General features: G+C 63.8%; 25 protein-coding genes. 7 read left to right on the top strand and 18 right to left on the bottom strand.

What is annotated here, in order from left to right:
• Positions 1–12 precede the first annotated feature (12 nt).
• Complete coding sequence (locus tag JS541_RS08045) at positions 13–873, top strand: hypothetical protein (RefSeq protein WP_214373944.1); 861 nt, start codon at positions 13–15, stop codon at positions 871–873.
• Here JS541_RS08045 and JS541_RS08040 read toward each other — a convergent pair.
• The 3 genes from JS541_RS08040 to JS541_RS08030 form a co-directional block, all read right to left on the bottom strand.
• Positions 857–1,153 carry a hypothetical protein gene (locus JS541_RS08040; protein ID WP_214373943.1) on the bottom strand — a complete coding sequence of 99 codons (297 nt, stop codon included), beginning with the start codon at positions 1,151–1,153 and terminating at the stop codon, positions 857–859. The two genes, JS541_RS08045 and JS541_RS08040, sit on opposite strands and share 17 nt — an antisense overlap.
• A gap of 38 nt (positions 1,154–1,191) precedes the next feature.
• Entirely contained in the window at positions 1,192–1,863 is a 672-nt protein-coding gene (locus JS541_RS08035; protein ID WP_214373942.1) for a hypothetical protein, read from the bottom strand.
• A gap of 213 nt (positions 1,864–2,076) precedes the next feature.
• On the bottom strand, positions 2,077–2,388 hold the full coding sequence (locus tag JS541_RS08030) for a hypothetical protein (protein WP_214373941.1): 312 nt from the start codon (positions 2,386–2,388) through the stop codon (positions 2,077–2,079).
• A 102-nt stretch (positions 2,389–2,490) separates the two neighbouring features.
• On the opposite strand from JS541_RS08030, the gene JS541_RS08025 reads away from it, so the two are divergent.
• Positions 2,491–3,699, top strand: a complete 1,209-nt coding sequence (locus JS541_RS08025; RefSeq protein ID WP_214373940.1) for a hypothetical protein — start codon at positions 2,491–2,493, stop codon at positions 3,697–3,699.
• Positions 3,700–3,743: 44 nt separating this feature from the next.
• The gene (locus JS541_RS15005; RefSeq protein ID WP_276310684.1) at positions 3,744–3,869 is read left to right on the top strand and encodes a hypothetical protein; all 126 of its coding nucleotides are present in this window, start codon (positions 3,744–3,746) and stop codon (positions 3,867–3,869) included.
• Positions 3,870–3,958: 89 nt separating this feature from the next.
• Here the strand turns inward: JS541_RS15005 and JS541_RS08020 are convergent, their stop codons facing one another.
• Positions 3,959–4,528 carry a hypothetical protein gene (locus JS541_RS08020; protein ID WP_214373939.1) on the bottom strand — a complete coding sequence of 190 codons (570 nt, stop codon included), beginning with the start codon at positions 4,526–4,528 and terminating at the stop codon, positions 3,959–3,961.
• Positions 4,529–4,591: 63 nt separating this feature from the next.
• Entirely contained in the window at positions 4,592–5,818 is a 1,227-nt protein-coding gene (locus JS541_RS08015) for a DNA methyltransferase (protein ID WP_214373938.1), read from the bottom strand.
• 2,939 nt (positions 5,819–8,757) lie between these two features.
• Between JS541_RS08015 and JS541_RS08010 the strand changes: the two genes are divergently transcribed.
• Positions 8,758–9,678 (top strand): hypothetical protein, encoded by a 921-nt coding sequence (locus JS541_RS08010; RefSeq protein ID WP_214373937.1) that lies wholly within the window; start codon positions 8,758–8,760, stop codon positions 9,676–9,678.
• Here the strand turns inward: JS541_RS08010 and JS541_RS14795 are convergent.
• The 10 genes from JS541_RS14795 to JS541_RS07960 form a co-directional block, all read right to left on the bottom strand.
• On the bottom strand, positions 9,675–10,946 hold the full coding sequence (locus JS541_RS14795) for a glucosaminidase domain-containing protein (protein ID WP_240539288.1): 1,272 nt from the start codon (positions 10,944–10,946) through the stop codon (positions 9,675–9,677). The two genes, JS541_RS08010 and JS541_RS14795, sit on opposite strands and share 4 nt — an antisense overlap.
• A 111-nt stretch (positions 10,947–11,057) precedes the next feature.
• Positions 11,058–11,510: a hypothetical protein gene (locus JS541_RS08000; RefSeq protein WP_214373936.1), complete on the bottom strand. Its 453-nt coding sequence runs from the start codon at positions 11,508–11,510 to the stop codon at positions 11,058–11,060.
• Between the two features lie 142 nt (positions 11,511–11,652).
• Positions 11,653–12,333 carry an ssDNA-binding protein gene (locus tag JS541_RS07995; protein ID WP_214373935.1) on the bottom strand — a complete coding sequence of 227 codons (681 nt, stop codon included), beginning with the start codon at positions 12,331–12,333 and terminating at the stop codon, positions 11,653–11,655.
• A 105-nt stretch (positions 12,334–12,438) separates the two neighbouring features.
• Positions 12,439–12,840, bottom strand: a complete 402-nt coding sequence (locus JS541_RS07990; protein ID WP_214374016.1) for a hypothetical protein — start codon at positions 12,838–12,840, stop codon at positions 12,439–12,441.
• Entirely contained in the window at positions 12,837–13,649 is an 813-nt protein-coding gene (locus JS541_RS07985; RefSeq protein ID WP_240539287.1) for an HNH endonuclease signature motif containing protein, read from the bottom strand. Before JS541_RS07985 ends, JS541_RS07990 begins: the two co-directional genes overlap by 4 nt.
• Positions 13,634–13,774: a hypothetical protein gene (locus JS541_RS07980; protein ID WP_214373934.1), complete on the bottom strand. Its 141-nt coding sequence runs from the start codon at positions 13,772–13,774 to the stop codon at positions 13,634–13,636. The genes JS541_RS07985 and JS541_RS07980 overlap by 16 nt, the downstream gene beginning before the upstream one ends.
• The gene (locus JS541_RS07975; RefSeq protein ID WP_214373933.1) at positions 13,771–14,562 is read right to left on the bottom strand and encodes a hypothetical protein; all 792 of its coding nucleotides are present in this window, start codon (positions 14,560–14,562) and stop codon (positions 13,771–13,773) included. The genes JS541_RS07980 and JS541_RS07975 overlap by 4 nt, the downstream gene beginning before the upstream one ends.
• Positions 14,559–18,233, bottom strand: coding sequence for a hypothetical protein (locus tag JS541_RS07970; RefSeq protein ID WP_214373932.1), 3,675 nt, complete (start codon positions 18,231–18,233; stop codon positions 14,559–14,561). Before JS541_RS07970 ends, JS541_RS07975 begins: the two co-directional genes overlap by 4 nt.
• A 49-nt stretch (positions 18,234–18,282) precedes the next feature.
• Positions 18,283–18,687: a hypothetical protein gene (locus tag JS541_RS07965; protein WP_214373931.1), complete on the bottom strand. Its 405-nt coding sequence runs from the start codon at positions 18,685–18,687 to the stop codon at positions 18,283–18,285.
• 13 nt (positions 18,688–18,700) lie between these two features.
• Positions 18,701–19,054, bottom strand: a complete 354-nt coding sequence (locus JS541_RS07960; RefSeq protein WP_214373930.1) for a hypothetical protein — start codon at positions 19,052–19,054, stop codon at positions 18,701–18,703.
• A gap of 74 nt (positions 19,055–19,128) precedes the next feature.
• On the opposite strand from JS541_RS07960, the gene JS541_RS07955 reads away from it, so the two are divergent.
• The 3 genes from JS541_RS07955 to JS541_RS07945 are packed head-to-tail and all read left to right on the top strand — an operon-like array spanning position 19,129 to position 21,105.
• Positions 19,129–20,130, top strand: a complete 1,002-nt coding sequence (locus JS541_RS07955) for a hypothetical protein (protein WP_214373929.1) — start codon at positions 19,129–19,131, stop codon at positions 20,128–20,130.
• Complete coding sequence (locus JS541_RS07950) at positions 20,127–20,930, top strand: CHAP domain-containing protein (protein ID WP_240539286.1); 804 nt, start codon at positions 20,127–20,129, stop codon at positions 20,928–20,930. Before JS541_RS07955 ends, JS541_RS07950 begins: the two co-directional genes overlap by 4 nt.
• Positions 20,931–20,943: 13 nt before the next feature.
• Entirely contained in the window at positions 20,944–21,105 is a 162-nt protein-coding gene (locus JS541_RS07945) for a hypothetical protein (RefSeq protein WP_214373928.1), read from the top strand.
• Between the two features lie 30 nt (positions 21,106–21,135).
• Here JS541_RS07945 and JS541_RS07940 read toward each other — a convergent pair whose 3' ends face one another.
• The 3 genes from JS541_RS07940 to JS541_RS07930 are packed head-to-tail and all read right to left on the bottom strand — an operon-like array spanning position 21,136 to position 22,635.
• A complete protein-coding gene (locus JS541_RS07940) occupies positions 21,136–21,315 on the bottom strand; it encodes a hypothetical protein (RefSeq protein ID WP_214373927.1) in 180 nt (59 codons plus the stop codon).
• Between the two features lie 21 nt (positions 21,316–21,336).
• Positions 21,337–22,326, bottom strand: a complete 990-nt coding sequence (locus JS541_RS07935; protein ID WP_214373926.1) for an HNH endonuclease family protein — start codon at positions 22,324–22,326, stop codon at positions 21,337–21,339.
• Positions 22,327–22,338: 12 nt separating this feature from the next.
• Entirely contained in the window at positions 22,339–22,635 is a 297-nt protein-coding gene (locus JS541_RS07930) for a hypothetical protein (RefSeq protein ID WP_214373925.1), read from the bottom strand.
• Positions 22,636–22,729: the final 94 nt, after the last annotated feature.

The following is a 22,729-nucleotide window of genomic DNA, read 5'->3' as shown; positions in this document are numbered from 1 at the left end:
ATGCCGTCCGTCATGGGTTTGATCGTCGTCCTGGTCTGGTTTTTCCTGGGTCTGCTGTTCCCGTCCCGACGGGGCGTGATCATCGTGGCGTGCATGCTGTCATATGAGCTGCTGACGGGGAATCATGTCTGGGCGTGGCGTTTCGCATGGTTATTGTTCGGCATGCTGGCCGACCGCCTGTCAGCGGCGGTTGATCGTCCGTCATCCGATTGCCATCCGCCCGTCCGCCCGCCGGATGGATTATCGTCATGGTTCATGCATGATGGTTCGACGTTAAGGGTGATGCCGTTTCTCAAGGACACGGGACCGCTGATCGGCATTCCGGCACGCTATTTCGACCGATCATGGAAGCGGGTGGATGCTTCCGGCCTGTTCGCGGAGCCGGTGACGGCGCGCAGAAGGGCTTCCGGGGATGGTTCCGTGACGTATGTCGTCTGCCATTGGACGGGACTGTCCGCGCGCATCATCGAGGGATCGCCGGAGGAGGATCGGATCATCGACTTGATGCGGTCGAAACACGCCCCCGCATCCGCCCCGGTTTTCGAATACGATCCCGCGACGGGATCGTCTAGTCTGTTCGTCCGCGCATGCATGATCCGGTATGCCGGGGATCTGCTCGCACTGATCGTCGAACGCATTCACTGTTCCGCGCATCCCCGGCTGGCGCTGCTCCGGTATCGGCGGCTGGGCGGCATGCTGCGACGGGTGGCGCGCACGGCCGGACGGTATCCGATGACGGATGGGAACAGGATGACGATACGGGATGCCGTTTCATCCTTTGACGAGACGATCCGATTGTACGGTTCGCGGCGGCCGTTCGAAGGCCTGTCGGATCTTTCCGATCGTCTGCATCGGCTTAGGACGGATCGGTGATGGCCTGTCCGGCTTCGGTCAGACTGTACGCTGACCCCCGATCGTCGACGGTCTCCCAACGGAACATCCCATTATTTCGGCGAACGTGTCCGCTCACATGCCGATCCGCTTCGCGTACGGCGATCCATTGATCCCATGCGACCTGTCGGAGATGCATCCATGTGCCGTCGCGCATCGGGAAGCGGAGCAGGAGCAGCATTTCCGTCCAAACGAAACGCTCCCGTTCCGCACTGTGGGTCGATGCCACGCGGCGGGAGGCCGCATGCGATTGCACGATCATGCCGGATCATATGCTCCGAAGAAAACGCTTCCCCTCGCCTATCGGCGATGCCGGGGATGGATGCGGCCGAACCGTTTTCCAAGCCATCGATGGATGCGCCAGTGGCTTCCGTTCTTTTCCGCGATGATCCCAAGATCCAATAGCATCAGCGGGATCGCGACCATCCACCGGTCCGGGATCATGACGATGACCACGGCGAATACGGTGAACATTTGGGCGGCATCCCCCGCCAGCGTCTCGAAGGCCGTCCGGAACGCCTTATACCGATCCTCCATCGCGTCGAACGCTCCATGCACCCGACGTCTACGCTCCCCCGCATGTTCGAGACTCCCCTCGTCTTCGGACAGCGCATCCACGTATTCGAATGTGGACAGCAGCAGACGAATGGCCGGACGCAGCTCCCGATGCTCGTCCGGGGATTCCAGCATTTCACCGCAGAAGACGATGAGAAGATCGGCCAGACGATCCAGCGTATCCTCCAATGCCGCCTGTTTCAGATACCGGTCGTCATCCTCTCCCGTGGGAATGTCGACCGTGACGTGCTCCTCGCCGAGCATGGGGGCGTCGACCGCGTATTGCGCGAGTCCGGTCACCTCGATGAGAAGAATCCCCTGCCATTCGTGGCTTTCCACGGTCACCTTCGATAGTTCGCGTCGCGCCAGCATCCGCTGCGATGCGAATGAGATCAGGGTCAGGATCCTTTCCGTCATGACGGCCCATGGTATCCGACCCCATCATTGGAAGACCCTCCCGTTCCATGATCCGACGCAGCATGTCACGGAAGCGCCTCCATCTTCTCGTCTCCGTCCGGTGCAGGTGAATGAGCATGATGGGGATGCCGACGAATGTCAGTACGTATGGGATGAGATCCATACGATCGGGCATGCGTCGGCAGGGGGTTCCAATCGGTTCCGTTCGGGGGATCAGTTTCCTTTCAGCCCATACGGGATTCTCTTCAGCGAATATCCCAATGCCTCCGTGATGCGCATGGCCTCTGTCACGGTCGCCTTCCCGGTCGTCATGGCCGTGCGGATTATGCTTTCATCCAATCCGGTCATGTCCGACAGTTCGGCTTCGGTCAGTCCCCGATTCCGGGCGATCGTCTTCCAGCGGCGGAGCAGATCATCGAGATCCTTCGGGTAGAGAATGTTCTCCTTTGGCGGCAGTGCCCGCTCCCATAGTTCGCGGGTCTTCCCGGTTTCAAGCGTGCGCGGCGTGTATTCGAGTCCGGTCATGGTCATCCGCCTTTCATCATTTGCCGATTTCATGGTATGCGTCCGCTTCGATTTTTCGCATAGCCATGTCTCATGGTCATGGATAGGAACAATCGGAGCCACGTGTCGAAAGGCAGACCGGACGGCGGACAGTACGAGCCTGATGCGAACGCGAACACGGATGCGGACATCACGCCTCCCGCATTCATCGACCGGACGGACGCGACGGCCATCCGGAGACTGAAGAGCGCCTTCCCGGAGGCGCGCATCATGCCGGACGGGACCGTCATCGCGGAGCCGGGAAGCATCGACGCGAAGCTCGGACACAAGAAGGATGTGCGCGCCCTCGAACAGTGGCGACGCGAACATCCGGATGCGATGTGGGACGAGTTCTTCCTCCGCGCCTCCAAACCCGGCAGGGACGAGAACGGCAACGAATACGACTACCGGAATGAGCCGGTATGCACCCCGGAGGAGGAGATGCGGATCCGCGCGCATGCAGTCTGCTGGGAGGAGGACGGGCGCCGCCATTACGGGCCGGTCTACCGGGGGTTGAGATCCTGGTTCCCCAGCGAGGCGAAATGCCTTGAAGTCGCCGAAATGCTGGTGCATGAGCGTCTCCTCAGCCTGAGACGCTCATGCATGGACAATGCGACCAAATCATACTCCCCGAAGCTCGTCCAGTATGCGGCCGGCCAGCCGGTGCGAGTGGAAAGGATCCTCGCGAAGGAGCCGTGGCGGATCAGCGCGCATCGGATGCGCGTGGGCGCCCGGTACAGGGATCGCTGCAGGGAATGGTCCCGCGACCATCAGGGGCGGCTCCCGTCCCGGACGGTCCGCGACCGGCTGTGGGATGACACGATGTCGGATTTCATCCTGGAGAAGACCCGTGCAGGCAAATCCTACGGGTACGGGCTCCTCTACTCGGATGGGCGCAGCGCCCGCCCCGAACACGAGGGGCGACCGCCCCGCCTGGACGGGAACGGGAATCCGGTCAACGGGCGTGAGGACTTCGAACGGATGCTGTCGCGCGGCATGAGCATCCTCACCGGCGACGGGATCGGGTTCGATGATCTGATCCGCGACAATGACGACGGGCATCGGCGCGACGTGGAGTCGTCGGCGCATCTGCGTGCGACCGGACCGTCGGTCGAACAGCTCGCCTCCGTGGATCCGTCCGTCCGGCAGGTGCCGGATGATGCGCTCTACCGGGCGTGGCTATTGGGCCGTTCGCGCGGCTACGACATGCGCGTGTTCGAAGAAAGATACGGGATCAACGCGGATTCGGTCGCCCGTTGGGAGAGGACATGGCGGGAGGATGCGGACGCATGAGCGGGGCGTAACATCCTTTCGATTCCGGGATGGAGGTGGTTCCGATGGGCTGGTTCCTGTTGGGCTTCGTGCTCGTGTTCGCGATCGTCCGACTGGGCATGCTGGCCGTCCGCATGCTCGCGTTCCTTGTCGGACTGGTCTGGGGCCTCATTTTCCCCGGACGCGGCTGACCGTCCGAACGCGTCCGGAATGACGGGAACGGGGGTGGACGATTCCAAGGAATCATCCACCCCCGTTTTCCCTACCCCCGTCCCGGCTGTCAGACCGCGGCCGCTTCGCGGGACTCCATCATGAGCGCGCCGCCGATGACGGCGGTGAACACGCTCGCGGGAGCCTTGCCGAGGATCGCGCGCGCACGGTCTGTGGCTCCGGCGAGCCATGCGATGAGCAGCATGACGCCCAACGCCTCCGCCCGGCAGGATGGGTCGATGCCGGCGAGCGCGGAGCATACCCTGTCCGCGTTCTCGAGACGATGCCGGTCGGTGTTGCGCGCGGAGGTGAGGCGCATCATGTCGCTGCCGCGCAGCCCGTCGTAGAATCCGTAGCCTTCGGGGATCGGCTCGTCATCGTTCATGACGCGGGCGAGCGCATCCGCGTCGAGCGTGCTGTCCAACAGGCTGGCGACGATCATGTCCCGGCCGTGCGTGGTCTTCAACGCGCCGGCGAGACGCGCCGCGGTGAGCTCGTTCATGCCCTCGACCGGGTCGCCGGTGTCGCGCAGACGCGACAGCCATTCGCGGATGACGATCCTGTCATCCGGGTCCGTCAGCGTGCGGCTTGTGGTGATCGTCCCGTAATCCTGCTTGAACCAGTCGGTGTATTCTCCCATATTCGTCTTCCTTTCGATGAGCCTGTCCCCGCCCTCGTGCGGGGGCGCGTCGGCTCGCATGCGTCAGAACAGGGTGCGTTGGACGGGATGGTCGAGCCGGAGGCGGATGAGCGGCGCGTACAGGGGGTCAAGCTCCGTCGCGGCGCATCGCATGCCTTCGATCCGGCACGCGTCCAGGGTGGTGCCGGATCCGGCGAACGGCTCCAGTACGAGTCCCCCGGTATGGACGGCGAGCCGGACGAGCCGGCGGATCAGATCCAATGGCTTGACGGTCGGATGGGCTACGGTCATGCTCCCCGCCGGCTCGCACAGTGCGCGCGCATCCGGGTCGAGGAGCGTGAGGGGGATCGGGTCGGCGTCCGGGTCGAGTCCGAGGCGCTCGCACGTCTTCTCCCATTCGTCGTCTCGTCGGATGGGGCGCATGAGGGGCATGTCGCGGATGATGGGCCGTTCGTCGCCGGTGGCCTTCGGACTGTAGTAGAAGGGCGGCGTGCCGGCGGGGAGAATATCCGTGAGCCGGGGGTCGAGGATCACGTCGGACGGGTAGCGTCCGTCCAGTCGCGGCTCCAATGGCCGGCCCGTGCCTCCGCCCCGGTAGGTGGAGCCGTCGCGGGGTCCCCGGTTCGGGTTGGCGTTGAGCCGGTAACGGTCGCGCAGTTGGGTCATGTCCGCGTCGAGCGTGCAGGCGGCGACGTGGAATGCTCCGGTCCCGTGGTCGAGGAGCGTCCGGCCGAGCGTGTTCTCGCGGGGCTTCCGGCAGATGAGGATCGGCTCCCATGCGGGCTTCAGTGTGGGGTTCCATCCGGCCCATTCGCGGGCTTCGCGGGTTTTCGCCGTGTAGGGCCGGTCGTGCATGGCGGCGCGCCGGAGCGTGGGGTTGTCGCGTGGGATCGGCGTCCTGTCGTCCGTATGGCCCAATGCCTTGTCGACGGCGTGGTCTCCCCATTCGCCCTTGGGCATGCCGGATGCGTACAGCCAGCAGATCTGCCCTTGGATATGCCAGCCGGCGTCCTCCATGGCGCATGCGAGACGATGCCAGGTGCGGGGGCTGCCGAATACGAGCGCGTGCGCGCCGGGCTTCATGGGGGTGAGCATGGCGTGCCAGAATTCGGGGTCGAAGGCGATGCCGGTGGAGTCCCATCGGCTGACCCTGCCGCTGGTTCCCAGGGCGAGCTCGTATGGCGGGTCGGTGACGATCGCGTCCGCGGTTGCGGGCGGGATGATGTCGGGGAGGCGGCGCGCGTCCGTGTTGTAGAGGCGGATGTCGTCCGTGTCGATGAGAGGATTCATGCGCTGCGGCATGCGTCGGGGCGGCCGCCGGCGCCGGTCTCCGGTCCGCGCGGCATGCATTCGCGGGAACATGCCCAATGCATGCCGCGCAGACCGGAGACCGGCGGAACTCCAACGTTTTCGGACGGCCGAAACCGCGTCGGGAGCCGTAGGGACGTGCTTTAGGGGGTACGGGGGAATCGGATGGATGGGATCGAAGGCCGAAGGCAGGCTCCCACGCCTTTGGAAGATGTTCGGGAATGGCCTGATTCCAACGATTCCCGACTCCGGAAGGCATGCGCGCCGGCGTGCATGCGGCATGCGCGGACGCACGCCGGCGCGGGGATCGGACTCCTTCGCGCCGACGTGCCCGCGGGGAGGGCATCGGGATCCCCTCCCCCCTCCGGCCGGCATGCGCGCGTATGCATTCGTAGGAACGGGCCTAATGCATACCTTTCGACTCCAAGACCGGCGGAATATCAACGTTCTCAGGCATCGAAAATCGCGTAGGAACCGTAGGAACGTACTTTAAAGGGTAAGAGCCGGATCGGTAAGAGAGAGTAAAAGCGGAAAGTAGGTTCCTACGGTTCCTACGCCTTTAAGGGGTGTCTGAAAACGGCTTGATTCCAACGTTCTTAGGTTCTCATTGGTATGCATTGGGCTCGTTCCTACGGCACGCGTGAATGCATACCGGAGACGGATCGGGGGCGGCTCCCCCACGGATTACGCTCGCGATGCCATCCCGTCACGGCCCCGACCATGAATGGGAGCGTTCGTCGGATTCCGATCGCAATCCGTCCGGCAGGTCATTCCCCGAAGGAATATGGGTCGTCGAAGACATCCGCGGACTCCGACCGTGCGTGCCATGAGATCCCCTCCATGACCGCCCGATATGCGCCGGCATGCATCCGTAGGAACGGGCCTAATGCATACCTTTCGGCTTCGGGAATGGCGGAATCGCAACGATCCTGCGACCCGAAAATGCCGTAGGAACCGTAGGAACGTACTTCTTAAAGGTAAGGGGAATCCATAAGAAAGAGAGAAAAGCGGAAAGTAGGTTCCTACGGTTCCTACGGGTTTCGGGGGTATCGAAGAACGGCTTGATTCCAACGATCTTAGGCTCCCGATGGTATGCATTAGGCCCGTTCCTACGACACGCGTGAATGCATACCGGAGCGCGGCTTTCCCGCTCCGATGAACCGCACCGGGAAAGCCGCCCCGTCGGAGCGCATCAGGCATCATCCGCCGCCTCGCGCGGTGCAAGCGGGCCGCCGAAAGGCATCCACGTCCCATCCCGCCGTGCAAACGCCCCTGTCGCGGGCGAAGCCGCGCAGCCGGCACCGTTTATCACGTTTCGGTCGAAAGGCGCGTACAGGGGCGTTTTCGGACGGGATCGCGGCGTCGCGTCGAAGTGTGTCATCGCCGTCGATCGCGGCCGTCTCGGACGTCCGGCCCCGTATGCGCCGGTATGCATGTGTAGGAACATGCCTAATGCATACCTTTCGACTCTGAGACTGGCGGAATTCCAACGTTCTGACGACCCGAAAATCGCGTAGGAACCGTAGGAACGTACTTTAAAGGGTAAGAGGGAGATAGATAAAAGAGAGTAAAAGCCAAAAGTAGGTTCCTACGGTTCCTACGGTTTTTAGGGGTGTCTTAAAACGGCTTGATTCCAACGTTTTTCGGCTCCGGAAGGTATGCATTAGGCCCGTTCCTACGACACGCGTAAATGCATACCGAAGCCTGAAACTGGATGAGATCCTGACCTTCATCATGGATGGCGATCGACAGCGCCGCCATCCCCTCCCGTCCGCAACGGGATCGGATCGAGCCCTTCGTCCCGTCGCGCAATCCCGCCCATCGGTTTTTCGGATGACCGTCTGAGCAAGGCCTGCCCCTTCGTGCCGGAGCGCCCCGTATACGCCGGTATGCATGTGTAGGAACATTCCCAATGCATACCTTTTGCTCTCAAAAGTGGCGGAATTCCAACGTTCTCAAGCCATGAAAATCGCGTAGGAACCGTAGGAACGTGCTTTAAAGGGTAAGAGGGAATCCATAAGAGAGAGTAAAAGCCAAAAGTAGGTTCCTACGGTTCCTACGGTTTTCGGGGGTATCGAAGAATGGCTTGATTCCAACGATTCTCGGCTCCTGAAGGTATGCATTAGGCTCGTTCCTACGACACGCGTAAATGCATACCGAAGACCGATTGCCCGCCCCCGAAACGCCTCCCCGATCGCCTCGGAAGGTCGCCCCGTCGGAACATATCGCGCATCGCCCGTCTCTTCTCGAGGCGCATGGGAGCCGCCGAAGGCATCCATGCCCACTCCGCCGCGCAGCCGCCCCTGTCGCGGGCGAAGCCGCGCAACCGGCATATGTTTATCGCGTCCCGGCCGAAAGGCGCGCACAGGGGCGTTTTCGGCCGAAATCGCGGCTCCATGTCGAAGACGTCATCGCCGATCGTCGACGGCGACCATCCCCCCTGCCGGGCGACCGCCGCCGGTATGCATTCGTAGGAACATTCCCAATGCATACCTTTCGACTCTCAGATTGGCGGAATTGCAACGTTCCCAGGCATCGAAAATCGCGTAGGAACCGTAGGAACGTACTTTAAAGGGTAAGAGCCGGATCGGTAAGAGAGAGTAAAAGCGGAAAGTAGGTTCCTACGGTTCCTACACCTTTAGGGGGTATCGAAAAACGGCTTGATTCCAACGTTTTTCGGCTTCCGAAGGTATGCATTAGGCTCGTTCCTACGACACGCGTGAATGCATACCGGAGACGGAATCCGCATCCATCGCGCCCCACCGGACGCGGACGATCCCGATCGGACGACGGCAAGTCGGCAGGGCTTCCGAATCGTCCTCCGACGCCTCCCGACGTACCCGGCGAACCACGGCTGGAGTAAAGTGGAGGCCCTATACGGGCATGCCGACGCCCACCATTCGGGCGCATAGACGGCCCGCATGAAACGTCTCCTTCCGGCCGCCGCGCTCGCACTCGCCCTTGTTCTCGCGCTCACCGCCTGCACGCCGAAGACAGCGCCCACAAGCCCCGATTCGACGAACGCGGGCAGATCATCGCAGAGCATGCGAAAGCCCGCCACCGCTCCCGAAACGACGGTCACGGCCGCGGATCTGCGCCGGGCCGAGACGTTGGAGCATGCGATGCGCGACTGGGGAACGGACCCGACCATCCGACCCGCCACCCTCAAGGGACTCAACGCCGCGGACATGCTCCAGAAAATCAAAGGCACAATACCGGAGACGAACCCGATAAAGAATCTCGCCTCCCCCGCGCTTCTCAGTGAGGACCACGGGCCGGACGCTCCCAGTCCGATCTGCCGCGACAATCCCGACTCCATGACCTGCTCCGGCATTCCCTCCGCGCGCCAATGGCTCGCCCATGAGGCGTGGTCGTACGGGGCGAAATGGACGGACGGCCCCGCCGCCGTCAGGCAGGGGGATCGGATCCTCGTCACCGGCACGGTGCGCGCCGTTCTCCTGCAGGACGACGACACGTTCGCGGCCGGCGACTGGCATGCGATCACCCCCGCCTGGAAGGACTACGAGATCCGCGACCTGATCACCATGAAAAACGGGAAGGCGATACGCATCGAACACGGGAACGCGGACCCGTGGTGGATCGATCCGTGGCTCCGCGAGTGGGATCGAAGCATGCCCGAAGGCGTCGGTTCGGGCGAACGGATGGCGATCCCCGTCAAGGGCGCGTACGACATGAACCTGCATCACGACGGCATGGGACGGATACTGAAGGGGCCGGCCACGCAGGCCGATCTGGACGGGAAGGTCGACTGGAGCCTCTGGTCGGACATCCCCATGGCGTCGGTCGGCGGCGGCTGTCAGAACCCCGGCTACTGCGATTAGTTCTTCCAGCTGTTCTTGCGGAAGAACACGCTTCCCGCCCCCTTGAACTGGGCCTGGGCGAGCCAGCGCGTGTTGTACCCGTTCCACGGGCCGGATCCGTCGGTACCGTAATTGCCTTCGCTGATGCGGATCCTCCACCCGTCCGCATCCTTCTTCACCTCCTCGACGACGGCGACGTGCCCGCTCTTGTCGTCGCCGCCCAGAGCGCCCTCGTACTGGGCTACGCCGTCGCCCGGATGCGGGGTGGAGTCGACCGTGTATTCCGGGTCGGAGGCGAGCCTGCCGGGTATCTGGCCTGCGACGGCGGTCCCCCAGTTGCTCACGTCGTGATCGTGGATGACCCAGAGGCGGACGAGCGCATACCAGTAGCACTGGTAGCGGCCGCCGGAGGCAAATGAGGGAAACGGGCCGAAGTCCCCATCCTTGCACACCTTCGCGTCCGTGGAGCAGAGCCATCCGAAGTCCCGACGCCCCTTCTCGCCGCCTTCCGGCGCGCCGCCCACCTTGCCGGCCACCACCGACGATGAGGAGGAGGATGCATTGCAGGATACGGTGGTTGTCGACGATCCGGAATCCGCGTCCCCCGCGGCCGTGTCCGACGGCTTTCGGTCGGGCGTGACGCTGCTGCTCGGCGGATACAGGTCGTTGTCCCGGATGTAGGTGATGAACGAACGGGTGATGGACCACACCTTGTCCACGTAGTCGGGGGCCGTCGCATAGCCGGCCGCCCTGATCGCCTTCAGGTATTCGTACGGGTTCCCCGGGTAGGCCAGCGCCTTGTCGTAGTAGCCGGATGTGGTGATGAGCCTCCCGTACCCGTCGAATCCGTCCTCGTCGCTGTCGAACCTCTTCCAGGTCGCGACCGTCGCATGGCATCCGGATGCATCGCATTCGGTGGTGCCGGTCGTCGCCCCGTCGGAGCCTTTGATCCCGAAGTAATTGTGGTAGGGGGCGGCGGCCCCCCATGCGCTCTCCCATGCGCTCTGTCCCAGGATCGCCTCATAGGGTATCCCGTATTCCCTACCGGTCTTGAACGCGATGTCGCCGAATCGCTTCGTCCACGCCTCGACCGTGTTCATCGGCGCGCCGCCGGTCGTATCCGGATCATCATCCGTGTCGGTGTCGCAGGCGGCCGAGGATGATGATCCGGATGCGACCGGGGTGACGTTGCCGGTCTGCTGGGCGGGGACGGCGGTGAACAGGAGGAGGATCATGAGCATGGGGAGGATCATGAGCGAGATCCCCGACATGGAGAGCAGACGTTTCATATCCCGTCGGCTATGCGGGAGCCCCCGGGCGGATCAACGAAAAGTCCACCTTTCCGGCAAGGGAAGGGGCGCGGGGATCATCTTCGAATCCTCCGCGCCCCATGGGACGGGTCAGGGGCGGATGAGCAGCATCCGGTACGGGAGCGGATCCTCATCCCCGCGCACCCACACGCGCAATGCCGGCCAGCCGGTCTTCGCGGCCTCCCCGGCAGGCATCGCGAGATCCTCATCCGGGGCCGCGATGATCGCGGGGATCCCGTCGTCGCCGACCCACGCGTCCATACCGGCGATCATCGCGTTCGAGCCTCGGGCTTCGATGCGGTACAGCTCCCACATGTGCAGCTGCCCCGCATCATAGGGGCTGGCCATGTCGCCCGCATGATCCGCGTCCGCGATCAGCCGATGCTCGACCATGGGTCGGATGCCCGCGGGCATGAGCGCCGCCAATCGGGCGCAGCGGCGTTCGTACTCTCCGCGCGGCATGTCGGGCATATGCTTCGCGCTGTCCCACAATACGTGGACGTGCAGCGCGTCATCGTAATCCTCATACGGGGTCAAAGTCATGTGGTAATCCGTTTCTCCTTGATTCGTTCCGATCCTCTCTCTCGCTTCCTAATTATGCATCCGCGGGATGCGTCACGGGGCGGTGGAATCGGGTTTGATCCCCCGGTTCCACCGCCCAGGTAATGGTCCTGCGCCCTCCGGCTTAGATGCCCATGCCGGAGAACGGGTCATTCGACTCCGTGCCGGATTCGGGCAGGCCGAAGCCGGCGAACGGATCATTGTCGCGACGCTCATAGAGCGGTTCGCCCGGTTCGGTGATCAGGAGCGCGTTGAGACGCGCCTTCACTCCCTTGTTGCCCTGCGCGTTGTATGCGGTGAACCAGATGTTGGCACGCACCTTGTTGCCCGAGTACACGTCGTTCTGCACGGCGGGCACCATCTTCCCGTCGACGATCTTGCGGATCAGCCCCTCGGCGAGCATGTGATGCGAGCCGGCCCCAAGGTTGATGAACCATTTGCCCTTGAACTCCGGGTACACGTCGCAGCGCTTCTCACCCTCGTGATCGCCCATCTTGAACACGTCCGTGTCACCGTCCTTGAGCGGGAGACGGAGACGGGACACCTGCGTCTTGTCCTCCGGGTTCAGTCCGGCGAGCGGGGCGGCGTAGTTCCCGGACGGCTGGGTTCCGGCGACGATCGCATCCTGGATGGCCTTGGCGATGCTCTTCGCCTCCTCCTGGCCTTCCGGCGTGTCCTTGTCGATCAGCACGTAGCAGGAGAAGTTCTCGACCTTCTCCCCGTTCGCGTTGATCCGATCCTTGGACTGGAAGAGGCTGTTCGCGAAATCGAGGGTTCCCGATGCGGTCATGATGTAGTCGGCCATGATAGGCTTCCTTCCACTTAGGCGGAGGCGTGCGATGGGGCCACTCCCCGTCGTCTAACGCCAACCCGCGCATGATCATGTATGCGTCCGCGGCACGCCGGAATGTCAGTCGGGGATGGTGATGCTTGCCGGGTCGAAGCCTTCGCGCATGTCGACCTCGTACCCGTGGAAGTCGATCGTGTTCAATGTGCGCCCGTCCCAGTAGGCGGCGCTCACGCCGTCCAGATACGGGAGACTGTCGCCTTTGACGAACGCGCCCGCGGCGCGCGCCATCCGCTCCGCATCCTTCACGTCGCCGGCGGCGGCGAGCCGCTCCATCTCATCCTTGTAGTCGTAGGCTCGCGCGTCATCCTCCAATGTGCGCGTCCGGCGTTTCGGCCGCGCGTAGGCGGGGGGCGTGAGATCCGCGTCCGCCGTGAACCCTTTCGCGGTGGTCTCGTAGGTGCCCGCCACGCCCTGCGGCAGCCCCTTCGCCCGATGGGATCGGTTCAGCCTGTCCACGCTCATTCGTCCGCCTCCATGATCAGCTCGTCGTCGTAATAGTCGTCGTCGAACCCGTCATCCATGGGAATGTCCGGATCCGGTCCGACGGGATTCCCGCTATGCGCATCCCCTTCCACGGCCTTGCCGTCGGGCCACGCGTAGGCGCGCCAGCGGGCCGGGAAGTAACGGAGTCTCGCACGGTAGAGGAGCCATGTCTCACAGAAGCGTGGCAGCCGGTCGCTCTTTTTGAGATTGTGTTTTTTGCACAGGAGCACGAGATTATGCCGTCCGGTCGCCCCGCCCTTCGACCACGGGTAATGATGATCATGATGCATCTCATCCCCATGCGCGTAGGATGCGCGGCAGCGCCACAGGCCCAGCAGACTCCGATGCTCGCAGCGCCCCCGCGCGCAGTCGCGGATCCACGTCTCATCCGCATCCGAGAAGAGGCGTCGAGGATCCCGATCATACGGATTGTCCGGCCGTCCCAGGGGGATGAGCGTGAGCAGGCGGAGCAGGATCAGCAGAAGAGGAATGCCGATGACGAGCGGAAGCCGGCCGTCTCCGATGATGCTCCCCCACCATGCGGCCGGATTGATTCCGGACAGGATGGAGGTCATGTGAAGGGGGTCGATGCGCGTGTCGGCCGCGTATTCGGGCGCGTCACGGTACAGTCCGGCACGGATCCGGTTCGCGTATCCCATGAGCGCCGCCCCCGTCACTCCCGCGATTCCCGCGAGCACGCCCGCGATCCAGAGCGTCCACCGGAGCATCCGGTACGTGTCGTACGCATGGCGGATCATCCCCCACACGCGTTTCATGACAGGAGCCATCCGATCAGATCCCAGAGGGGGATGAGCAGGAAGCAGCCGATCGCGGCCAAAGCCGCCCAGACGGACCATTTGCCGGTATCCTCCGCGAATCGTTCACGGTTCCTGTCGTCATTCTCCCGGCTCATGCGATCACCGATCCGATCACGTCGGCCAGATCATCGGCTTCCAGTCCCGCGTCGGCGAGCATGCGGCCCATGAGGATCGCCTTGTCCCGATTGGCGAGCATCCATTGGCGGACCCCGTTCGGATCATGCGCGTCGGAGAACAGGGGCCCGTACTCCTCCTGCGCGGCCTTCAGCACGGGCAGGCTGCGCGTCTTCAAATCCGGATCGTCGGATGCGAGCAGCGCGAGCGCCCGCTGGGCGGCGAGCACCGCGCACCCTGCCATGAGGGGGCCGATGAGCGTGCGCGAGAACCCCATCTGCTCGTCGATCGGATAGCCGGCCGGCCAGATCCCGTCCATGCGCGCCTCCAGCCGGTCACGGATCCCCCGGTACCGGCTGTCGTCCGCGATCCCGTCGTGGGCGGCCGCATACGCGTTCGCCTCATCCGCGGTCGCGGGAGCGTCGTCGACCGGTCTGAACCAGACGCCGCCGTCGGTCGCGTCCAACAGTCCGAGCGCGTCCATGGCTATGGTGATGCGGAGCATGTACGCGCCGTACGGTTCATGGGGGCGGCGCATCCAGATGTCGTCGGGCAGGTACGGGTACGGGAGGAGGAACAGGGCGAGCGTCCGATCCGTCTCCGCGTAGGCGCCCATCGGTTCGATGACGGGCAGGGGGAGCATGGGGAGCGCGTGCAGCCACGGCGCATCCTCCGGACAGTCGAGGGCGTGGGCGATCGTGCTCCGGTTCGCGCGCATGACCGTCGGATCGGAAAGCATGTACGGGCTCGTGTCGGGAATGATCATCATGCCGCACCCCTATGCGTATCGGATCCCGCTCCCTTCGGCTCCCGGCTAGGCGGTGTGATGTTCCCGTAGGCGGCATCCATTCCGCTCATCGTCTTCTCGTCCGGGAGCGTGGAGGCGTTCTCCCCCATGTCCTCCGGTTTCCAGTCGCGGCTGCCGGCCCTGCGGATCGCCATGGAAGTCTCGATCTGCGGGCCGTCCGCCGGTCCCGCGACGGGCCGGTAGATGCCGTGCTCCGCATCGTACGGCTTCGGGTTCAGGGGGAGCCGGGTGAGCGGCGTGTCCACGCTTTTCGGCTTCACCGTGCGGATTCTGATCCTTTCATTCGTCCGGACCGGCGTTTCGCTGGATCGGGCGGGTCTGGCCGCGGGCGTGAATGAGGGCAGGCCGGTGGCGGCCATATGCCCAGTGGACACGCGATTGACAAGACGCTTCTGTTCGCCCGCGCGCTCACGGGCCCCGCGGATTTCCCCGATCCGATGCGCGACGGGCAGAAGACCGTCCTTCACGCCCGCCGCCGTCGTGCCGGCCGCATCCGATGCGCGGACCCGCAGTCTTCCGCCTTTCTCCCTGCCCGACTTCAGGGCGGCGGACAGTTTCGAATCGGGGTTGAGGAGCGCGCTTGCCGTGCGCGTGCCGCCGATCGCCGCGGCCACCGCCAGTGGGGCGGCGCCGGGGACGGCGAGCGCCGTCGCGCCGGCGATCAGGGTCGCCGCCTTGGGATGCGCGGCCGCCCATTGTCCGGCCCGGTCCATGTTGCGGCCGGCGAATTGGCCGACTCGCGACCCGGCGATCTCATCCCTCGTGTCCTTGGCGAGCGTGATGGTCCTGTCCATCCATTCCGGCCGGCGGATCGGATGATGTTCCGGCCGGGCGTCGTTCCGGTCCGGGTTGAGGCCGAATCCGCCGGAGCCTTCCGTTTCGCCCCGTCGGTAGGAGTCCTTGATGCTCGCGTCGTGGAGGTTCTGCGCGTCGTGGCGGATGTCATCCCAGATGCCGATGTTGTGGGCGGGATCCATGCGCCCGTCCAGCTCCTTCTGCAGCCGCAGGCCGCGCAGCCCGCCCGCATACAGTTCCCTGCGCAGTTGCCCGCGTTTCCGTCGGGTCGCATGGTTGAGCTCGCCCTGCGTGAACGTGAACGGCCGGCCGGTCGCCTGGTCGACGACCGGTTTGCCTTCGCCGTCCAGATACGGCTTCCCCCCGTTTTCCGGCGTGTCCGATGCGGGGGCGTTGCCGGCGTTTTCGGGCATGACGGCCGTATCCCCGTCGCGGGCCGCCGCGGCCGCTGCGGATGCGGTTATGACGGGGGCTTTCGGGATCCGATCCGTCTCCACGGTTCCCCCGTCGTTCCTCGTTCCGCCGGTCGCGGCGGGTTCTCCTGTCGTGCCGTTCACGGCGGGTTTCAGGTCGGGCTGGCCCGCGGCGCGATCCGCGTCGCTTTCCCGATGATCCCCGGTCCGGGGAGCGCCGCCCCGTCCGACTCCCTTCCGGCCGCCGTTGTAGTGGGAGTCCCATTGTCCCGCGTTCCAGCCGGAGGATGCGGCCTGCATGACGCCCATGTGCCCGCCGGAGCCGATCGCGCGCCCGGCGGAGCTTAACGCGGCGCCGATCCCGCCGCCGGCGAGCATGGCGGCCGCTCCGCCCGCGATGCCGCCGGCCGCCATTTTCAGACCTGTCTTCATCGCCCCGCCGAAACCGGCCAGCTGGGCGAGACCGGGCAGGCTCAGCGGATCGCCGATACGCCACACCTTCACGCACAGGTACTGGACGAGCTTCAGATAGGCGATGGGAAGAATGAGCGTGGCAAGGCTCAGGGTGACGGTCCCCCCGGTTGTCTCACCGTTCATGCCGATCACGTTCATCATGCTCATGCCCATGTTGACGAACATGGCTCCCGTGCTCGAGAACAATGCGACCAGGGTCGGTCCGGCGATCCACGCGCAGCACTGCCAGAAGGCGTTCATGACCGCCTTCTTCCCCTTGTCTGGGGCGAACGCGAGGATCAGGAACCCCAGATACACGCCGCCGCCCGCAAGGAAGCTCGCGACCGCCATGGCGAGAATCTTCAGCAGACCACAGCACAGGCCCCATACGACGAGCGCGACCAGACCGGAAAGCACGAACAGGATGCCCGCAAGAATGTCGCCCTTGCCGGCCTCCCCATGCTGCTGGAGGATCGTCTGCATCGCATCCATGCGCTGCCGGTAGGTGCCGCCACCGTACTTCTGGACAAGCTGCTGCCAGTCGCTGGTCGCGGTATCCACGTCGAACAGTTTGATCAGATTCGCGACATCCTGACGCTGCGCATACCGGCTTCCGTTGATCCTCGAACCGGTCGTCGGATCGGGATTGCCATCCGAATCGTATTTCGGCTTCCCATTGCCCGACACGACAACCGCCTTGTCCCCGGAACCGGTCACCGCATAATAGTCCACGACGTCGCCCGGCCCGTCGGGATGCTCATGCCCGTCACTCCCCGTGAATGCGGCACGACAGGAATCCGGGATCAGATTCGCCGCATTCCCATCCGGCCTATCCACATATCCGGCCTTTTTTCGATCTCCCCCCTCGATCGCCCCCAGGAATTTGAAGCCCGGACGCGCATACCAGTTTCCCTTCCCGTCCAGACCGCACGCATTGTAGAGCATGACGTAACGGTCAAGCATCTGATCGTTCGTGTCGGCGGGATTGTCCTTCGTGGAGCCTCCGGTCAGAGTGGTCTTCAGACTCATCAGGCTCGGCCAGAACGCGATGCCCTGCTCGGCGAATGAGCCCGCTCCCTCCGCTCCGGCCGAGGTGATGTCGCGCATGTCTAGGGCGGAGGCTCCGGCCCGGTATTCGAGGACGCGGCAGAACACGTTGTTCGCATTCGAGCCGGGACCGTACGTGCTGCGCATCCAGATTCGCAGCCCGGTCTCCTCCCACATGACGTTCACGCTACCCGCGAGCGCATCCTTCCCGTTGGCGGCGGCCGTCGCGTTCAGCACGCTCACGTATCGGCGGCAGGAAATGTGGTTCGGATCATCCCCGTTCGCGACCATCGTGCCCGTGTTCTCCAATTGCTGCGTGAACGAGGAGGCTATGCCGCTTCCCGCCTTGGAGACGATGTCCTGCACGGTGGACACCATCCAGTACGGGGTCATCGGATACGCGTCCTTCGGATGAGCGGCCGACGTGGCGCCCATGGCGAATACCATGCCCAGTCCGAGGCAGAGCGCCCCGATCCTTTTCATCATGACGGCCCAGCCCTGACGGCCGTAGGCGGCGACCAGCCCGATCACGACCGTTATAAGGATCGGTATCGCGATGAACGGTATCGCGGTGCGCGTGTCGAACAGGATGTTGTAGATGCGTCCCGCGAAATCGTTCGCCATCGGCCCCGCGGTCTTCAGCACCTTCTGCGGGTCCGCGCCGTTCGACAGGAATGCGGCGGCCGACCAGAGGCCGTTGCCCATGTTCGTGAGCATGCCGGTCAGGTTCGCCTGAATGTTGTTCACCCAGCTGAACGGATTGTAGTTGCCGAGAATCCCGTCGTTGCGGCTTGTGATCGAACCCGCAGAGGAGGCCCAGCGGATCACGGGCAGACAGTCCAATGATTCGCAGACGGTCGGGCTGACCGTGGGGGAGGATCCTCCGCCACCCGGAGTCGTCAAGGCAAGAGTCAACCCGTTCATCTGCGAATCCCCTTTCAAGGACGTGAAAATGCGGAAACGATGATCCCGGTCAGATGATCATCCGGTCGATCACGTGATCGTGGAGTTCGATCAGCTCGTAGCCGGCCGGGTCGAACGGTTCAAGCGAGCCGGGAAGAACGAACCGGCCGTCCATGTTCTGATAAGAGTCGAGTATCCGGTCGAACCGGCGCGCATGCGTCTCACCCTCCACGCTTCTTTTCCGCGCGAACAGGACAAGCGCGACGACCAGTCCGACCGGGATCAGCAGGAACGGCCACCACTGGCCGGCCGCCAACGGGGTGAGCCGTATCAGCTCGCCCAGCAGGCCGCCGACCAGCATGCCGCCCGCGCCGATGAACACATCCGTGCTGGACACCCACTGGCGGCCGCCCAGATGCAGCTCATCGACCTGATTCACCCTCTGACCGCTGATCGCGGTCAGATCGAACAGCATGATCCGCCCCCGCCTACAGGTGAAACACCGCGGCTAAGATGTCCAATAGCAGCTGGAGAAGCGTCGCGAGGATCGCGCCCACGAACGGGAGGATCTGTGACGGGAGGATCAGCATCAGACCGACCAGCATGCCGGCCGCGCACCACACCATCGTCCCGTTGCCCTGCAGCTGCTGGCCGATCGGACTGTTCGGCCAGAACTTGCGGAGGATCAGCAGGAACGCGCACACGCAGATCGCGAACGCTCCGATGATGACCAGCAGCGTCGCCAAAGCGGAATTCGCGGTCAGATAGCCGGTGAGCTTCGAAATCCCATCCTTGGTGGGCTGGACGATGCGCGGCGCGGCCGCAATGGTGATCTCCTTCATTGAAACCCATCCCCTTTCACATTGTCGATGATTCGGGCTTCCGGCATGACCGCTATGCCGCATAGACGCCCCTCATGGTCAGACGAACGGGCGGAATGGACGCGAGGGCGAAATGGGAGAAGCCGGATCCGAAAAAGGATCTCCCAAGCCCGTTGGAGCAGTTCGGACACTGGGCGAAACGACGGCTGGGCATCAACGTCGCCATATGGCAAAGGACCGTCAACACGATCCTCCTGCTAAGCATCCTCTACATGCTCATGAACCCGACGGCGCAGACCGTGATCGCGCCATCCACGGACCTGGACCCGTCCGGCCGGACGATCGCATGGGCTTTGACCGAACAATGGCTCAAGGACGAGCCTTTGGGCGCGAACGCGCGGATCATCTCATGGAACGGGTCGAAGACCATCCGCCTGAAGAACGGATCCGACGGCGTGAAGGCCACCGCGAACACTCTCATCGTCGACAGTGACCTCGGCTGGTGGAAGGTGACGGCCACCGTCCGCGACACGGACGGACAGCTGGCCGGATGGCCCGCCGTCGAACGGATCGGCATCCCCGATACCGTCAGTCCGAACGGCGGCGACGACTGGACCGGCATGCTCGGATCCCTCCAGCCCTCACAGGCCCTGACCACGCTCACGGGCCAGTGGGCGACGGCTCTCATGGGAGACGATTCCGCGGCGCTCACCGTGCTCATGACCGACCCGGATCCGAACGCCTCATACCGGTCCCTGGGATTGGGGCATGTGGAGAACACGAGCATCGAAAAGGCCGCCTACCTGGATGCTGGCAGGGTGGATCGGAACAACGCGACCAGCGACAGGGCGCTCATCCGCGTCACGATCACGTTGAAGGGGCGCGGCGAACAGGCCGTGCAAACCCAGTTCACGTATGATCTGCTCACGTCGAACCCCGACGGAACGCCGCGCATCCTCGCATGGGGGGCGCCCGGCGCCGGCCCGGACCTCAAGGATTACATGAACAGACTGCCGGCGAATGCCATCGCCTCGGACACGACCGGAACGGACGACGACACGGCTGCGGACGGAACGTCGAAGGATGGAAGCCGATGACGCATACCGGCCGCATGCGAGCGAAACACAGGAACACCGGCCCCATGCCGGTCACGTCACGCCGTCAGGCCACCCGGCTGCGCAGACGCCACCAACGAATCATCCTCACCCTGGGATCGGTCGCCTCTCTCCTGTTCGCGGGCATGTTCATCCTCACTCCCATGCTCACCTCCGGAACGGGCATGTCAGACACGACGATCCGCATGAGCCGTACGGTCGGCGGCACGACCAGATTCGTCGAAGCGACGGGAGCGGCCAGCCGAAGCGAGACAAGGGAGCCGATCTCGTCGGCGACCGACTCCAATGACGGGACATGGGGGGAGACCGAAACCCTTGACACGGACACGCTCACCCGCCGGCATGCGGACAATCCGATGATCCGCATCCTCATCAACGGGCGGGACGACGCGAGCATTCCCGATGGATACGATCCGGATCATGCGACCGGCGACACGGGGAACGCATACCCGTACGGACAGTGCACATGGTGGGCGTACAAACGCCGTCATGAACTCGGACTGCCGACCGGCAGCCGGTTCGGCAACGCGCGCGACTGGCCCGCCAACGCGCGAAGCCTCGGCTACTGGACCGACTCCACGCCGCGCCGGTATGCGGCCGTCGTGTTCCAGCCCGGACAGGAAGGAGCCGATCCCGCGTACGGGCATGTCGCCATCGTCGAACAGGTCCACAAGGATGGTTCGATCACGATCAGCGAAGCGAACGTCAACGGGCAGGTGGGCCCATTCCAACGCGACCTGGATGCGGCCGCGGCGAAGACGCTTGAATACATCCACTATTAGAAGGGAGAAGCGTGTGGACTGGGATGCGATCCTCTGCCTCATGCTGCCGATGCTCATCCTGCTCATCCTCATGCTCGCCTGCGGAAGGATCGGCGACCATGAGGATGAGCAGGATGAGCATCGCCGCATCATGCGCAATGATGACGGAAACAGAAGAAGGTTCGGTTCATTGTGAACCGAACCGCATCCCCCTATGTCATGGCCGTCAATGGGTTTCCTCGAACATGGGGTTCGGAAGGATCGTCATCACCTTCCGGCCGCGATCATCCGCGAGACTTGTCTTCAATCCCGTCTTCTGGGCGAGCCTCATCGCCTCCGTGAGCATGTCCGACGGATTGACGCCCGTCGTCTTCACCCTGTTGTTCCCGTTGATCAGATACGGCACTTCCCGTTTCCTTTCCTTGATCTACTGTCTTCCGCTGACGCATTGGGCGAGGAACGTGACCGTCTCCTGCTTCTCGCGCGCGGTCATCGACAGACCGTATTTCGATTTGATCGACGCGCGTTTCGCCATGTAGTCGCACCGGTAATCCTTGTTGTCCGGCATCCAGATGTCGGGAGCGCCCGTATGCTGGATCAGCCAGCGGCTCGTCCCATGGAAATCCAGTCCGTTGCCCTTCGCCATGTTCGCCGGCCCATCCGAGGCCAGCAGCACGTCCGGATCGTTCGCGTATGCGACGCGCTTCGACTGCGGCCAGTCGCGCGCGCCGGACGCGTACGCGTCCTGCAGGCTGACGACATGATCGATCTGCACGGCCATGCTGGTCTTCTCCCCGCGCTTGAACGTGATCGTCTTCCCCGTATACGGGTCATCCAACGTGCCGGATGTGACACGGCATGCCTTGTCTTTGACGACATCCGTCATGTCGCGGGCGAGAATCGTGTCGCGGGTCGTGGCCCTTCCGCAATTGGCATCGGCCCAGCCTCCGAACTGGGTTTCGCGATCATAGCCGCCCGGACGGGCTTTCGCTACCGCGATCCCATTCGTCGCGTTCAACGCCGCCTTCCACGATTCCACGCTTCCGGTCTTCGACGGCCTGTCGGTTTTCCCATCGGTCTTCGACCCGCCGCGCGTAGCCTCGCTCCCGGCGGAGGACTTCGACCCTTCCGTCGGTCTTCCAGCCGTCCCGGCGGATGCTCCGCCGGAACCCGTGCCGCCGCCGAACCATTCCATCACCAGTTCATCCAATGGTCTCGCATTCGGATTCCCCGGCGTCTCCCCCTTGTCACCCGTCAGCTCCCCGGTGGTCGCATCCGGGTTCCCGATGCCGAGCGTGTCGCTGAGCACGCTCCACCCTCCCGATGACACCAGTGCGACCATGAGCGTGCCCAATAGGAACAGGGTGACGATCATGCCCACGAGCATCTTCAACGGGCCACCGCCCTTGCCTCCCATAAGACCCCTTTCCTATTTGACGGGAATGTAGAACGGGGCCTGAATCTGGGTGAGGAACCAGTTGATCACCGGGGTCAGACCGTTCAGATTCAAACCCAATACGCCGATCACGCCGACGATCATGACCGCGGCCATCACCGCGCACACGGCGCGAATGCCGAGCATAAGCATCGACCGTTCACTGTGGAACGCGACGCCGATCAGCAGGCTCACTATAAGGACAAGGAAATAAATGCCGAACGCGCCCGGCGCGGTCGTATTCGACCAGAACGCGCGCCACCCGTTCGTCCCAAGATCAAGAATGCTCATGAGCAGAACCTATGCCGTCGCGGACGCATGAGCAGTCCACGTTCACCTTGTTTTAGAGAGGCTCCGCCCTTCAGGGCGGTGGGATTCCGATCAG

Origin of the sequence: Bifidobacterium sp. SO1, assembly GCF_018555335.1 — a bacterium.
Taxonomy (GTDB): domain Bacteria; phylum Actinomycetota; class Actinomycetes; order Actinomycetales; family Bifidobacteriaceae; genus Bifidobacterium; species Bifidobacterium simiiventris.
The sequence above is the reverse complement of the archived record's forward strand: the minus strand, read 5'-3'. Positions and strand labels throughout refer to the sequence as shown.

Bases quoted from the DNA above. Each gene is read 5' to 3' on its own strand.
- JS541_RS08045 (WP_214373944.1), top strand. From the start codon at position 13: ATGGGTTTGATCGTCGTCCTGGTCTGGTTTTTCCTGGGTCTGCTGTTC.
- JS541_RS08040 (WP_214373943.1), bottom strand. From the start codon at position 1,153: ATGATCGTGCAATCGCATGCGGCCTCCCGCCGCGTGGCATCGACCCAC.
- JS541_RS08035 (WP_214373942.1), bottom strand. From the start codon at position 1,863: ATGACGGAAAGGATCCTGACCCTGATCTCATTCGCATCGCAGCGGATG.
- JS541_RS08030 (WP_214373941.1), bottom strand. From the start codon at position 2,388: ATGACCGGACTCGAATACACGCCGCGCACGCTTGAAACCGGGAAGACC.
- JS541_RS15005 (WP_276310684.1), top strand. From the start codon at position 3,744: ATGGGCTGGTTCCTGTTGGGCTTCGTGCTCGTGTTCGCGATCGTCCGA.
- JS541_RS08020 (WP_214373939.1), bottom strand. From the start codon at position 4,528: ATGGGAGAATACACCGACTGGTTCAAGCAGGATTACGGGACGATCACC.
- JS541_RS08015 (WP_214373938.1), bottom strand. From the start codon at position 5,818: ATGAATCCTCTCATCGACACGGACGACATCCGCCTCTACAACACGGAC.
- JS541_RS08010 (WP_214373937.1), top strand. From the start codon at position 8,758: ATGAAACGTCTCCTTCCGGCCGCCGCGCTCGCACTCGCCCTTGTTCTC.
- JS541_RS14795 (WP_240539288.1), bottom strand. From the start codon at position 10,946: ATGAAACGTCTGCTCTCCATGTCGGGGATCTCGCTCATGATCCTCCCC.
- JS541_RS08000 (WP_214373936.1), bottom strand. From the start codon at position 11,510: ATGACTTTGACCCCGTATGAGGATTACGATGACGCGCTGCACGTCCAC.
- JS541_RS07995 (WP_214373935.1), bottom strand. From the start codon at position 12,333: ATGGCCGACTACATCATGACCGCATCGGGAACCCTCGATTTCGCGAAC.
- JS541_RS07990 (WP_214374016.1), bottom strand. From the start codon at position 12,840: ATGAGCGTGGACAGGCTGAACCGATCCCATCGGGCGAAGGGGCTGCCG.
- JS541_RS07985 (WP_240539287.1), bottom strand. From the start codon at position 13,649: ATGGCTCCTGTCATGAAACGCGTGTGGGGGATGATCCGCCATGCGTAC.
- JS541_RS07980 (WP_214373934.1), bottom strand. From the start codon at position 13,774: ATGAGCCGGGAGAATGACGACAGGAACCGTGAACGATTCGCGGAGGAT.
- JS541_RS07975 (WP_214373933.1), bottom strand. From the start codon at position 14,562: ATGATGATCATTCCCGACACGAGCCCGTACATGCTTTCCGATCCGACG.
- JS541_RS07970 (WP_214373932.1), bottom strand. From the start codon at position 18,233: ATGAACGGGTTGACTCTTGCCTTGACGACTCCGGGTGGCGGAGGATCC.
- JS541_RS07965 (WP_214373931.1), bottom strand. From the start codon at position 18,687: ATGCTGTTCGATCTGACCGCGATCAGCGGTCAGAGGGTGAATCAGGTC.
- JS541_RS07960 (WP_214373930.1), bottom strand. From the start codon at position 19,054: ATGAAGGAGATCACCATTGCGGCCGCGCCGCGCATCGTCCAGCCCACC.
- JS541_RS07955 (WP_214373929.1), top strand. From the start codon at position 19,129: ATGGTCAGACGAACGGGCGGAATGGACGCGAGGGCGAAATGGGAGAAG.
- JS541_RS07950 (WP_240539286.1), top strand. From the start codon at position 20,127: ATGACGCATACCGGCCGCATGCGAGCGAAACACAGGAACACCGGCCCC.
- JS541_RS07935 (WP_214373926.1), bottom strand. From the start codon at position 22,326: ATGGGAGGCAAGGGCGGTGGCCCGTTGAAGATGCTCGTGGGCATGATC.
- JS541_RS07930 (WP_214373925.1), bottom strand. From the start codon at position 22,635: ATGAGCATTCTTGATCTTGGGACGAACGGGTGGCGCGCGTTCTGGTCG.